This is a genomic window from Maridesulfovibrio bastinii DSM 16055 (assembly GCF_000429985.1).
In the GTDB taxonomy this organism is placed as follows: Bacteria; Desulfobacterota; Desulfovibrionia; order Desulfovibrionales; family Desulfovibrionaceae; genus Maridesulfovibrio; species Maridesulfovibrio bastinii.
Window position 1 is genome coordinate 17,987 of sequence record NZ_AUCX01000029.1, and the last position, 12,689, is coordinate 30,675.

Sequence of the window (12,689 nt, forward strand, 5' to 3'; positions counted from 1 at the left end):
AATCTTTGCGGGTACCCGAAAGAATGATCCAACTATTTTAGGAGGCCTTTTAAAATGAAAAGAATGCTTTGGCTTGCCATTGCCTGTTCTCTGCTGTTCGCCTGGGGTTGTGCCAAAAAGCCGGTCTCGCAGCAGGAAGATGTTGTTGTGGTTGAGGAAACAGAAGTTCCCGCCGCAAAAGTTGAGCCGGCTGAAAAGCCTGTTCCACCTTCCCCGATGGAAATTTATGAATCTGAATACAAAAGTCTGCCTACAACTCACACCGTAGCCAAAGGCGAATGCCTCTGGTGGATTGCCGAGTATCAGCAGGTTTACAATGATCCTTTTATGTGGCCCCTTATTTATAAAGCCAACAGAGATATGATCAAAAACCCTGACATGATTTACCCCGGCCAGACCTTCAGCATTCCTCGTGACGGTTTCAGTCTCGATGATGTTAAAGAAGCTCGCAAATCCGCCGGTGCAGCATGGAAATCTCTCGAGCCAGGTCAGGACGTATACATCCCTGCAGAAATGAAAGCCGCTTTAGGCTATCTCTAAGATTCGGATGTAGAACAGCACTTATCTGGGCAGGCCTGCTTAAAGCCTGATAATACAGATTGCATCAGGGCAGAAGCAAAGCGTATATTATATGCTTTGATTCTGCCCTTTTTTGTTATTCAGCGGCTCTGCATTAAAGTATTTTCGATAATAATATAATTAGAATTCTATAAAGAGCAGAACAACGTGGATGTGGGGGAACTCTTTTTCAGGAAACAAAAAGTCCCGAAGCAGTATCTAATCAGCATGAAATATTGTTGCATTTTTTTTGTATATTGTTTTGAAATACTGAAAAGAGTATTCAGTATCTGCTTTGGATTTTTTTAAATATAATTATCAGAAAGTTAATTCGTTTGCTGTAAGGTAATTGCTTTTGACAAAGGATTGCCTTTGGTTAATTGTCCTCATCAAACGAGTGTAAATCGGAGGAGTCTTATGACTAGATCATTAGCGGTCATAACAGCAATATTAATGCTGTTCGCTGTAGGTTGTGCCAAGAAAGTGATACATTCAACACCACCTGCACCACATTACAAACAATACAGTTCAGATAAGCCTGAAGTTTCAAAACCTATACTTAAGATTAAACCGTATACGGTTAATGGAATAACTTATTATCCGCATGCTTCGTCAAAAGGCTATCACGGTCAGGGCCTTGCTTCATGGTACGGTGACGATTTCCACGGTAAATTAACGGCAAATGGTGAAATTTACGATATGCATGCCATGACAGCTGCTCATAGAACTCTGCCCATGGGAACTGTGCTAAAGGTCAGAGACGTTGAAAGCGGTCGCAGTGTTGTTGTTCGTGTCAACGACCGAGGACCGTTTGCCGACCCTGATAAAAGAATTATAGATCTTTCCTATGCCGCAGCCCAGAAGCTTGGTATTGTCAATAAAGGCCTTACTCCGGTCAACCTCAGTGTTGTGGATGATATGAATATCGAGCCTGTTTTAGCGGAAGAAGTCGGTAAGGATGCTGCCCCGGCAGAAGCAGAACAGATGCTTGAAAAAGCTTCACATACTTCACAGGATGTTGTCATAACTGAGACTTCAACCGCTCAGGAACATTATTACATTCAGGTTGGAGCTTTTACTGATAAACTCAGAGCTGAGGCGATAAAGAATTATCTGTTAAAAGACGGATATTCGCAGTCGCGTCTTGAAAATGTAATAGTAAATGAGGTTGAGTTTTTCAGGGTTCAGGCCGGGTATTTCCTGTCTTTGGATTCAGCCGAAGAAGCTTTGCAGAAAATAAGAACTCAGTATCCCGAAGGATTTATTATCGCTGATTGATGCTGAGCTGTCAGATTGAATTATAAGGCCGTTCCGGTTTAATCCGGAGCGGCTTTTTTGTATGCGGTTAAATTGTAAAACTCCCCCAACAAAGCATAAAATAACGCCCTGCCACCAAGTGACAGGGCGTGAATAATCCTAGGCAGGTAAAATCCGACTGTGATTTCAGGCACGGCATCTCAATGCCGCAACCATCTCTTTACCTTTCAGGTAATTACAGGCAGCGGTTTTCCCGATATCAGATCAAACAGAATTACAGGGCTTTTCAGCCGTTCAATTCTGAGCGAAACTTGCGGGAAAGCCTGAAGACAACAACCTTGCGTGCAGGCAGGGTGATTGTTTCATTTGTCTGGGGATTGCGTCCCTTTCTGGCATTCTTGTCGTAAGCTTCAAACTTACCAAAACCGCTGACGAGCATGGCATGGTCCTTTTTGATGGACTCTTTCATAATGTCAAGAATGGTTTCAACCAGTTCTTTGATTTCAGCGCGGTTTTTGTCAGTTTTTTCGTAGATGTAGTCAACAACGCTAGCTTTAGTGAGAGTTTGGTTAGCCATTGACGGTCCTCCGTTGTCCCAGCCTTAGACCGGGGCTGCGGTTCGGTTTTCCGTGCGGGTTGTTTCCGCGCGGTTGAAGGGGTTAGTATATTTATTGATACAGGTATAACCTGGATCATTCTTGATTTTTAAGCTATCAGGCTGCTGATTTTTTCAGCAAGTCCGGCAGGTTCATCCATGTTAGGATACTCCTGCTGTTTCCAGTGTTCATGCCCGTCATTATCGAATCTGGGTATCAGGTGGAAGTGAGCATGGAAAACAAGCTGTCCAGCGGCCTTATTGTTATTCATGATAACATTTAACCCGTCAGCTTTGGTTGCTTCCACAATAGCTTTTCCAACGGTCTTGCAGGCCTTGAAAATTTCTTTTCCCAAATCGTCAGGCAAAGCCCATAAATTCTCATAATGCTCTTTCGGGATAACCAGAGCGTGTCCTTTATTGACAGGACCGATATCCAGAAAGCAAAAAATTTTGTCAGTTTCATAAATTTTGAAACAGGGAATTTCGCCTTTAATAATCTTACAGAAAATGCAATCGTTATCAGACATTTCTAAAAATAGCCGCCGTTGATATTGCTTGTTAGTCGAATAGCCAGTAACAGTGACACGAATCGTTCATCGCACGGACTATTATAAAGATAATTAACTGACAGAAGTTTTTTAATCAAGCTAATTTATTAATCTTACGGCAATGTTGATCAATTTTTCAGCCCGGAACGGGATAAAAACTCCTGTTCAACTTTTTTATCATCCCGAACCGGTTCGTCCCAAAAGGCGCATCTGGCCTGTATTCATGCCGTTTTCAGGCTGTCCGTACCGTTGTGTCTACTGCGCGCAGGAGAAACAAACCGGTCATGACGTTACTTCACTAGATTATATATATCAACAACTTGTATCTGAATTAAAAGAGTATTTTGAAAATAGTAATCATTCTCCTCTCGAAATTGCTTTTTTTGGGGGAACATTTACAGCTCTTCCCAAGGAATGGCAGCTGCGTTTTCTGTCTCTGGCCGATGATTATAAAAAGCGCAGACTGCTTACCAGAGTGCGCTGTTCAACACGTCCCGACTGCGTGAGCCCGGAACTGCTTGCAGAATTAAAAGATGCCGGGCTCGATATGGTCGAGCTTGGAATACAAAGTTTTGCCAATTATGTGCTTGAAGCTTCGTTGAGACAATATGACTCCAAAACGGCTGTTGAAGCCTGTGAATTTGTAAAAAAATCAGGTCTTTCTCTTGGAATTCAACTTCTGCCCGGACTTCCGGGATCGGTTTTCGGAGATTTATACAGGGACATCAGTATTACCCGTGAACTTAATCCGGAAGCTGTAAGGATATATCCTTGTCTGGTTGTCCGTGGAACAGTGCTTCACAAATGGTATGAACGCGGAGAGTATATTCCGTGGTCCGTTGAGCGTGCTGTGGAAGAAGTATCATCCGCCCTGCTCAGGCTCTGGAATCGCAATATAGCGGTAATTCGTTCAGGCGTTGCTCTTGAGCAGAGCTTCAGAACCAATATTATTGCAGGTCCGGTCCATGATGCTTTCGGGCAGATGGCGCGTTCAAAAGCTCTTTATTTGTACATGAGGACCAGACTTGCCTCGGGTGGAGGGTACAAGCCTCTACGTCTTGAAGTTCCCGCCAGATACAGTGGAGAGTTCTGGGGACATCGCCGCAATCTTTCAGCTCTTTATTCTCGCCTTGGACTAACCAGCGGGAATGTCTCTTTCCATTCCGGAAATCTTTTTCATTTGTTTTTTTAATAAGTTGTAGCTTCCGGGTGTAAACCCGATTGAAATAGCTGTTCAACTGTGCCGTATTTCTCTGAACCATTAAGAGTTAAATGATTTTTATTTATTCTTTAATAGAAATGGAAAAAGTGATAAAAGGATAAATAACTAATAGAAATCAATACTTTTAATTTATTAAAGGGGTAAATATGTGCGCAGTAGATTCCAAAACCGATTACAGCAATTTTTTTTCTGACGACAGCAGGAAATATCTTGATGAACTTTTTAAAGGATTTAAAGAGACTGTTAAGCTAGAACTTTATACGGAAGAAGGCCCCCATGAAGAGTTTAACAGATTTGCGATGAATATTTGCAGAGCCTTGGCCGCATTGTGCGATAAAATTACTCTGGAGGAAATACCCTTTTCAGACGAAAGGGCGCAAAAGAATGAAATAATAGTGTCTCCAACTATACTGATTGCGCCGGATAAATATGACCTCAGATTTCTGGGAACACCGTCAGGTGAAGAGGGAAGGGCTTTTATAGAGGGGATTCATCTTGCCTCCATTGGCGCGGAATCTATTTCAAAAAGTTCGATGAAAATTCTCAACATGTTGCAGGACCGGCGCGATATTAAGGTTTTCGCAAGTCCGGCATGTCCGTATTGCCCCGGGCAGGTAATAAATGCTTTTAAAGCTGCTATCGGATGTCCTGAATATGTTTCGGCATGGTGTGTAAGCACTCAGGAAAATGAGGAAATGGCTGAAAATTATCTGGTCGGTTCGGTTCCGCACACATCCATCAATGATGATGTGGCTTTTGTCGGCCTTGAACCGGAAGATAAATTTATGGCTCAGCTCCTGCATTTGAAATCATTGGACGAAATTATGGAAGGTCAGGGGGTTTTTGAAGAGTCCGAGAGCGAAGATGCCGAAGTTGTTGATGTTGATCTGGTTATCATCGGTGCCGGTCCGGCTGGAATGAGTGCCGGTATCTATGCCGCCAGAAGCGGTATGGAAGCCGTTATTCTCGAAAAGCACGGCGTGGGAGGGCAGGTTGCCCTGACCCCTAAAGTTGAGAACTATCCGGGATTTTCTGATGTCGGTGGTTTGCAGCTGGCGGAAATTTTGAGTGCTCATGCCAGAATCTATACGGAAATAAAACAGTTTGTTGATGTTAAAGATGTTCGGTACGGCGAAACCATTGAGGTTGAGACAGATCGTATTGTTTACAGAACAAAAGGGATTCTGATCGCGACCGGTGTTGATGTCAAAACTCTTGATGTTCCGGGTGAAAAGAAATTTTATGGGCGAGGTGTCAGCTATTGTGCGACCTGTGACGGTAATTTTTATCGGGATAAAAAGGTTTATATCATTGGCGGAGGCAATACGGCTTTAACAGACGCACTTTATCTTAAAAAGCTGAATGCCGATGTAAAGATTATTCATCGCAGGGATAAGCTCAGGGCAGAGCAGGCTCTTAAAAAATCAGTAGCTGCTGAAGGTATTGAAATCATCTGGGACACTGTGGTTACCGAAATACTGGGTGAGGATTCCATAGAAGGAATCAGAGTCAGGAATCAGAAAGACGGTTCTGAATCTGTTCTTGAAACTGATGGTGTTTTTGTTGCCATCGGACATATTCCCAATACGGTGATTGCCGGAAAGCTCGGAGTTGAGTTTGATAGTGATGGTTTTATAAAGGTTGACGGAGCGCAGAAAACAAGTGTTCCCAGAGTATATGCGGCAGGGGATATAACCGGAGGAGTCCGCCAGATTGTTACTGCCATAGGGCAGGGTTCTGTGGCAGCTCTGACTGCTTTTCAGGATTTCAGCGTAATGGGTGATTAAAAATGGAAAAATGTGATCAACCGCAAATTTTAGAAGTCTGTTTCGGCAAAATGGTTGTAGGTGCCGAAAAGCATACAAAGGATCTTAAAATTGTCGGCTGTGAGGTTAAAGGCTCATGGTGGCGCGGGGAGGGCCATTTGCTTGTTTCTGCTGATATAAGCGACATCCTTGCTAATGTGCCGGACGTTCTGGTTATAGGTTCCGGAATGTCAGGTATGATGCAGGTTGATGAAAGCCTGAAACTGGACCTTGCTGAAATGGGTATATCCGTTATTGTCCTGCCTACGGATAAAGCCGCTGCCAAATATAATGAACTGGTTCTGTTGGGGAAAAAGGTTGATGCAGCCTTCCATCTGACCTGTTGAAGTTAATGTGAATTTAGAAATTAAAAAGTCCCTTTCGGAATTCCGGGAGGGACTTTTTTAGCAGCATCTCTGCTTTTATAATAAAATTACTACCGTTTCAGGCTAGGGCTTGGCATCATATCTTTCAATGAGCTTGAAAACCCTTTCAGCCAGCTGGCTTATTTCTGCTTTGGAAAGCTGATCATCAGCCCCTACTGATTCACCTTTGTGGAAAAGTGTATCGGTGATGATAGAAGAACAGAGCATTACCGGAAGTTTTCTGAGGTCTGGATCGTCTTTAATCCTTTTAGTCAGGTTGTGTCCGTCCATAACCGGCATTTCAATATCGGTTACGACAACATCAAGCATTTCCTTGATATTTTTATTTTCTCTTTCAGCCTGAAGTTTAAGTTCATTAATTTTATCCCAGGCTGCTTTACCGTTGTGAGTGCGGTAAACCTTGAATCCGGCATCTTCAAGCATTTGACTCAGCATACGTCTGATCATGGTAGAGTCATCGGAAATTATTGCTTTAAGATGACGTTCTTCAATCTTATCTTTTACTTCCTGCTCGATCTCTTCCGTCATATCCATGCCGGGGTTGAGGTCGGCGACTATTTTTTCAAGGTCGAGTAGAAATACAATTCTGCCCTCAAGTTTAACAACACCTGTAATGGAGTTTGCAGTCAGGGATGAGACCTGTTTACTCGGGGCTTCAACCTGTTCCCAGCTGATACGGTGAATTCTTGTAACACCTGAAACGAGGAATGCTGTGGAAATTTTGTTGAACTGGGTAACGATTACTTTCGGGGCATCGGTTTCTACTCTCTGCTTGCCTACTCTTTTACTGAGATCGATGAGGGGAATTATTTCCGAGCGGAGATCAAAAGCACCAAGAACAGCATCATTAGCTGCGTCAGGCATATCTGTGAGTTCGGGAAGTCTTATAATCTCAACAACTTTAGCTACGTTGATTCCGTAGTATGAACGTCTTGTAGAGCCGTCATGTACATTGTCATTTTCATCAATGAAAAACTCGACAATTTCGAGTTCATTAGTTCCCGATTCAAGCAGAATGTTGGTCTGTGACATATTTTTCCTCCCCGTTCCATGCAGGTGAACTTGATTGCCGCTCAATGTCGTCCGATAAAAGTCTGGTCGACATGCTGCTTCCTACGAAAATTCAGCAGGAAAAGTAAGCCGACATATACCGGCGTTTATGTTTTTTGTGTTACAATTCCAATATCAGCTTATGAGTGAAACGGAATTTTTCCAACTATAGCTGATATGGTCTTATAATAAAACTATATATCCAAAAAAATAACTAACTGGAAACCTTTTTCTTAAAAAAATTACATTGCGCTAATTAATTTCATTAAAACTACGTGGTTTTGTCAATGGATTATTTTGTTTTCATTGTACATGTTTTAAAAAAATAACATGAAAACAATTTTTACATAATTTTGACATATTTTTTTAAATAATTTGAAACCATCCTGTCCGAGCTGAATTTCAACATTCCATCGCTGTAGGCTTTCATACCTAATGATCTGCACTTACCGGGCAACTCAAGCATTTTGACAGCTTCTTCAATAAATTTATTTTCATTTTTATAATCAACAAGTATGCCGTTTTCTTCATGTTGAATCTGTTCAGGAACTCCTCCGGTACTGTAACTGACACATGGAAGTCCATGCGACATGGCTTCCAGAACAACAAGCGGATGATTATCGGCAAGAGTCGGATATGCAAGTATATCTGAAGCCTCCATTAAAAGTCCAAGTTTTTCCCTTCCTACATACGGCCAGAAGTGTAAATCTCCTTCAATATCAAACTTATCCCCTCCACAGATAAAGCCGATAGCTTCAGGTATTTGTTTTTTTACATTATTCCAGATGTTCATCCAGCGGTGTCCTGCTTTATACTGGGCCTTGGTTCCGCCATGGGCTGCAAAAAGAATCATTCTGGAAGAAGGGTTTATACCAAGCTGTTGTCTGGCCTTCTTTTTATCAGGATGCTTTTCCGGCCACGGTATCCCATTGGGGATAACCTTTATATTAAGTTCAGGAGCACTTTTTTTGGCAAGTCTGGCAAGCCATCCCGAGGGCGAAATCAGCTCTGTATGGTGCTCAAGCAGGCTGGTGATTGATTTTTTTCTTGATTCCATTGAATCCGGAAAATTTCTTGGGCAGGGATCGGGACAGCCTTTTAAAAACATAGGGCAATCCAGAGGATAAGGGCAGCCTCCTGTAACCATTTTAAGATCATGCAGGGTGACAATAATTTTATTGTTTTTTGGAATATTATCCAAAAAAGCAGGAGTATTACATGAAGCGTGCAGATGCACTATGCGCCCGGACGGGATAGAGCAGGCCGCATGTTCGGGAGTCATGATTCTGGAACCGTCAGTGTCATCAACTTCAAAACTCAGTTGGGAGTCGTAGCCTGCAGAAAGGAGTCCCTTATGTATAAGGGTTGCAACTCTTGCGGCTCCACCGCCTTTTTTTAAAATTGTATGATGTGTAACCGCTGGTCTGGTCATTATAAAGGTTCCAGAATATCGTGTTTCAGACACCACAATATTGAATTTATTATACGTTCCGTGCTGCTGGCAGGGTTTGCCGACTGAAGTCTGGTTACAAGTTCTTCAACAGTAATATTTTTTCTGGCGAAGAATGCCGCTTTGTTAATCAGATTTTCATCAATGATGTATTCAAGACCCTTGTAAATAAGCGGAAAGTCGACACCATGGTATATGGCCTGTCCTGTCTCGGATGTGCTGACTTTTGTATCCGGGGCTATAATCCTGCTGGTGTAATGTCTGAAAACTTCGCCGAAGGCCACATGGGATGGATGCACACTGTTTTTCAGTAGCTCAGTGTCCACCTGGATATTGTTTAGTTCCTCCCATAATTCAACATGGTCGCTGATTATTCGTGACCAGTTGTATCGTGATTTGACCCTTTTAATTCCCTCACTACCCATCGCTGACCTCAGCGCGCTATCTTTAATCAGCTTTAGCAAGGCCTCAGCCAAGGCATTAGTTTCAACAATGGTCGTTTGTGAAATCTGCAGGTGGTAATTATTATCATATAGAAGAGGGGCCATGACATCGGTTAACTGCGTGTCTGCGGGGCCGATGGTTGGAATCAGGAAGCCTGTAATACCGTCCTGTACCAGATCGCGATAGCCGTCATAATCTGAAACAACAGCCGGAATCCCCATGGAAAGAGCTTCAATTACAGTTATCCCGAAAGTCTCCTGAGGGTTGTCAGCAATGGAAATAAAAATATCCGAAGCTTTATATAGATCAAGTTTCTCTTTTTCCGACGGGCATTTGAATATTGAAAGTTTGAGTCCTATACTGCCAGCAATATTTTGCAGTGTATCCGGAAAGTCATCTCCGGGTTCAGCCCAGCCGGCGAGGACCAGTCTCAGTGAATTTTTATCAATTCCTGTTTTGAAAATTTTTCTTATTGCGCGCAATAAAGGCAGGATATCCATTTTAGAAAAGTGCGAGATTCGTCCAAAGACCAGCATGTTCAAGCATTTTTTATCATCATCCGCATATATCCCCAGCCGTTTAGCTGCTCCAACTGCTTCTATGTCGTCCGGTGCTGTGAACTTGGCTGTGTCCAGACCGAGCGGGATGCGTCTTACTGAAGGTGCGGGGAATTTTTTTTCATCAAGGCTGTACCCTTTGCGCAAAATTTTAAAATAGTTTTCCACAACACCAACACCGGCTCTGGATGTTGATATAATACAGTCACGTTTCGAAATGCCGGACCACATGTGGGAGAGAAAGGACTGCCCGTAATCACTGTAACTCAGTGAATGTGTGAGGCTTGTTATCGGGAAAATCCTTTTGCTGTACCTGTTGCGTACCCCGGCAATATGCTGTGGGTAAAGAATGCAGTCCGACTGGTGAAAGCAATGGTAATCAGTGCTGCCTAGCTTTGCGGGAAGCTCCCTGCGATCAAAAATTTTAATTCTGCCGGAGCTGATGAATTCAGGGAATTTTTTTGAAATATTATTGGATAGGTCTTGGCAGACTTTCATTACTCCGGGGAAAAAATGGTATTCGTCAAATGGGTCTTCACGGAGCAAAGCGTCAAGAAATGAAGTGTTGGCTACTTTGCGGCCGAGGATTGCGCCATTTTCATAGAAGGGGTCCAGTGTACCCCATATTTTTTTACTATCCATCCCTGATTCAAGACATATTTTCAGCTGTTTTGTCAAAGTATTTGATAGGGAAAAAAGCTCGAACTGCAAGCGTCAGAAATCCGGCAAACTTTTCCCGCGGCTTTAAATTTAAAGATGTTAAGCGTTTTTTATCGTCGTATTATAAATTTAGTCCGTATTACTTAATGTTTATATATCTTCCTGATCTGACTGTAAAAAAGTAGTACTTATTTTTTTATAAATTTCTTGATTTTTAAGATCAGGCTTACCTTTTTTAAGTTTGGTTCAATCATTGCAAGATGGTCTGCAAAATATGTCTTGAAAAGGTTTACTTGGCATAAAGGAGACCGATTATGAAAAGAGGTAACAGGCCGGAACTCTTATGGGGCTTAGGCCTTAATAAAGTCGAGGCCGTAAAGATCAAGAACTCGCTCGGACCGGGATTCTTTCTGCGGAATTTCTCTGAAAGCTCTCTGCCGGGAGACAAGGAGATGGTTCAGTCGGAAAAACCTTCAGCCGCATGGATTCCTCTCAGGGTCTGGAGCGGTCTTCCTGAAAATCGCAAAAATGCTTACCGGGAACTTGAATCGACTCAGAAGATTCTGATTCAGGATGATGACAATCCTATGGATCTTGAAAATGTGCTCGAAGAAGGTTTTTTGACAGTTGTCAGCTCCCCTTTAACCAGCTCAAAGGTTAAGGACGCCCTTTTCAGGGCCAAGGAAGTTTCCGGTCTTTATGGTGATATCTATCGCATGACCGAACAGATCATGCTTGAGCGTGAAATCTTAAGTCGTAAGACTGAGCAGCTTACGTTTTTAAATACTTTGCTTGCCAATGCCACTGAGAGCCTTGAGCCAGCCGAAATTCTCGGCAGAGCGGAAAAGGATATGGGAATGATTCTTCCTATTTTATCTCTTCAGGCTGTTTTCTGGAATAAGATTCCATCTTCGGAAAAGCTGGAGGCAGAGATCTTTTTAAAGCCTGGTATGAGTGAAGACGTCCGCTCGCAGTGGTTGAATCTTATGCTGGAGAATTCTTCTGTTCCGGGAGAATCGGTTACAGACAGCTATGAACTGAACTGTACCAGACCTGTTGAGGAAAACCGGCGTTTCGTGGAAGGCCCGGCTGAAGGCCGAGTGCTTGTTCTGCCGCTGGCTTCACGAGGTGAGAAGTTCGGATCACTGGTCATGCTCTGTGATAAGAGTGTCCGGCTTGCCAAAGATCAGGTCAGCACAATAAATTCGGCGGTTAGCCATCTCTCATTGGCTCTGCATAATGCTTTGATGTTCCGCAGGATCAGTACAAGGGCTGATCATGACGGTTTAACAAGGGTTTATAATCGCCGCAGCTTTGATGAAAGACTTGTTGAGGAGCTCAAGAGGCACCAGCGCCACAATCTTGACTTGTCATTGCTTATGGTCGATCTGGATCATTTCAAGAACATTAATGACAGCTACGGGCATCTTGCCGGTGATATGGTTCTTGAACGTACTGCCAGAATTTTTGAAAAGACCTTGCGTACAACTGATTTTATCGCCCGTTACGGCGGAGAGGAATTTGTATTGCTGCTGCCGCATACAAAAATTGAGCAGGCCCGTATGCTTGCCGAGAGAGTGCGGACAAAGATTGAAGAAACTGAAATGGATTACTGTGGTACCCGTTTTAATATAACCGCAAGCATCGGAGTCACTTCCATGCGTCCGGGGGCTCTTGAAAGTGAAGAGTCTATTCTGGAAAAGGCGGACAAGGCCTTATATAACGCTAAAAACAGCGGACGTAACCGGGTCGTTACTGAAAACGAGAACAAGGGACAGTTACATATAGTATAATACGATTACATTATACAACTATGCGATATGAAAACATAAAATCGCGGCGGGCATTAAAATGTCCGCCGCGATTTCAGATTGCTGACTAACCCCGTTTTTTTTAAAAGCGGGGTTTTATTACGCCCTATTTCTGTTCGATTTAGTTTGAAAAATTTAAATTTGGTCGATCAAATCCCAAGTTCGAAGCAAAACAGTGAACGGAACTCTCTTTGAAGGCAATAGTTTTAAAAATATCAGAAAATATGCGTCTAGCGCTTAGGATAAGCGCTATTTTCTTCATGTTTTGGCAGGCTGCGCAGAGGAGACTTTGTTCTTGAGCCTTCGAGAGGCCGCGCATTCTGGCATAGCGATGTCCGTGAAG

12 protein-coding genes are annotated in these 12,689 nt (G+C 43.0%); 6 read left to right on the forward strand and 6 right to left on the reverse strand.

Annotation, left to right across the window (positions count from 1 at the left end):
• Positions 1–54 precede the first annotated feature (54 nt).
• Both G496_RS0113505 and G496_RS19790 read left to right on the forward strand, forming a co-directional pair.
• Positions 55–540, forward strand: coding sequence for a LysM peptidoglycan-binding domain-containing protein (locus G496_RS0113505; protein WP_027179747.1), 486 nt, complete (start codon positions 55–57; stop codon positions 538–540).
• Between the two features lie 435 nt (positions 541–975).
• A complete protein-coding gene (locus G496_RS19790; protein ID WP_034633324.1) occupies positions 976–1,836 on the forward strand; it encodes a septal ring lytic transglycosylase RlpA family protein in 861 nt (286 codons plus the stop codon).
• 265 nt (positions 1,837–2,101) lie between these two features.
• On the opposite strand, the gene G496_RS0113515 is transcribed toward G496_RS19790, so the two are convergent.
• A complete protein-coding gene (locus tag G496_RS0113515; RefSeq protein WP_027179748.1) occupies positions 2,102–2,392 on the reverse strand; it encodes an integration host factor subunit alpha in 291 nt (96 codons plus the stop codon).
• A gap of 128 nt (positions 2,393–2,520) precedes the next feature.
• Entirely contained in the window at positions 2,521–2,940 is a 420-nt protein-coding gene (locus tag G496_RS0113520; RefSeq protein ID WP_027179749.1) for an HIT family protein, read from the reverse strand.
• Positions 2,941–3,082: 142 nt separating this feature from the next.
• Here G496_RS0113520 and G496_RS19795 point away from each other — a divergent pair, with 142 nt between their 5' ends.
• The 3 genes from G496_RS19795 to G496_RS0113535 all read left to right on the forward strand — a co-directional run bounded on the left by G496_RS19795 (position 3,083) and on the right by G496_RS0113535 (position 6,335).
• Positions 3,083–4,153: an elongator complex protein 3 gene (locus G496_RS19795; protein ID WP_051295056.1), complete on the forward strand. Its 1,071-nt coding sequence runs from the start codon at positions 3,083–3,085 to the stop codon at positions 4,151–4,153.
• A 176-nt stretch (positions 4,154–4,329) separates the two neighbouring features.
• Complete coding sequence (locus G496_RS0113530; protein WP_027179750.1) at positions 4,330–5,970, forward strand: FAD-dependent oxidoreductase; 1,641 nt, start codon at positions 4,330–4,332, stop codon at positions 5,968–5,970.
• A 2-nt stretch (positions 5,971–5,972) separates the two neighbouring features.
• Positions 5,973–6,335: an MTH938/NDUFAF3 family protein gene (locus G496_RS0113535; protein WP_051295057.1), complete on the forward strand. Its 363-nt coding sequence runs from the start codon at positions 5,973–5,975 to the stop codon at positions 6,333–6,335.
• A 102-nt stretch (positions 6,336–6,437) separates the two neighbouring features.
• Here G496_RS0113535 and G496_RS0113540 read toward each other — a convergent pair whose 3' ends face one another.
• From G496_RS0113540 to G496_RS0113550, 3 genes are all read right to left on the reverse strand, one after another.
• Positions 6,438–7,406, reverse strand: coding sequence for a chemotaxis protein (locus G496_RS0113540; RefSeq protein WP_027179752.1), 969 nt, complete (start codon positions 7,404–7,406; stop codon positions 6,438–6,440).
• Between the two features lie 361 nt (positions 7,407–7,767).
• Entirely contained in the window at positions 7,768–8,856 is a 1,089-nt protein-coding gene (locus G496_RS0113545) for a glycosyltransferase (protein ID WP_027179753.1), read from the reverse strand.
• The gene (locus G496_RS0113550; protein ID WP_027179754.1) at positions 8,856–10,517 is read right to left on the reverse strand and encodes a glycosyltransferase family 4 protein; all 1,662 of its coding nucleotides are present in this window, start codon (positions 10,515–10,517) and stop codon (positions 8,856–8,858) included. Before G496_RS0113550 ends, G496_RS0113545 begins: the two co-directional genes overlap by 1 nt.
• Before the next feature lie 332 nt (positions 10,518–10,849).
• On the opposite strand from G496_RS0113550, the gene G496_RS19800 reads away from it, so the two are divergent.
• Positions 10,850–12,328: a GGDEF domain-containing protein gene (locus tag G496_RS19800; RefSeq protein ID WP_034633326.1), complete on the forward strand. Its 1,479-nt coding sequence runs from the start codon at positions 10,850–10,852 to the stop codon at positions 12,326–12,328.
• A gap of 139 nt (positions 12,329–12,467) precedes the next feature.
• On the opposite strand, the gene G496_RS21515 is transcribed toward G496_RS19800, so the two are convergent.
• Positions 12,468–12,689, reverse strand: a 222-nt coding sequence (locus tag G496_RS21515) for a hypothetical protein (RefSeq protein WP_245577933.1), incomplete at its 5' end; no start/stop codon positions are given.